The sequence below is a fragment of the Paenibacillus sp. MMO-177 genome, from assembly GCF_037147795.1.
Classification (GTDB): domain Bacteria; phylum Bacillota; class Bacilli; order Paenibacillales; family Paenibacillaceae; genus Pristimantibacillus.
Window position 1 is genome coordinate 1 of sequence record NZ_JBBCUR010000033.1, and the last position, 566, is coordinate 566.

Genomic DNA, 566 nt, shown 5'->3' on the forward strand with positions numbered 1-566 from the left:
TGTGTCGGTTTGCGGTACGGGCACCTTCACCTGGCTAGAGGCTTTTCTTGACAGCCGGAGTACATGACCTTCGCTACTGCAATTTTCGCTCCCCATCACAGCCTAGCTTACGCGAGTTGCGGATTTGCCTACAACTCTGCCTCACTGCTTGGACAGGCTATTCCATCAGCCTGCGTCACTGCCCTTCTGTGTCACCCCATTGCTCATAACGGTTTACGGTGGTACAGGAATTTCAACCTGTTGTCCTTCCACTACGCCTTTCGGCCTCGCGTTAGGTCCCGACTTACCCTGAGTGGACGAGCCTTCCTCAGGAACCCTTAGGCTTTCGGCGGACAAGATTCTCACTTGTCTTTTCGTTACTCATACCGGCATTCTCACTTGTGTACTGTCCACCAGTCCTTACGGTCTGACTTCAACCTATACACAACGCTCCCCTACCCAAGACACATAAGTGTCATGCCATAGCTTCGGTGGTGTGTTTAGCCCCGTTACATTTTCGGCGCAGAGTCACTCGACCAGTGAGCTATTACGCACTCTTTAAATGGTGGCTGCTTCTAAGCCAACAT

General features: G+C 51.9%; 1 rRNA gene. It reads right to left on the reverse strand.

Annotated elements, in window-relative coordinates:
• Positions 1-566: ribosomal RNA gene (locus WFK81_RS30740) — 23S ribosomal RNA — on the reverse strand; the annotation flags it as partial.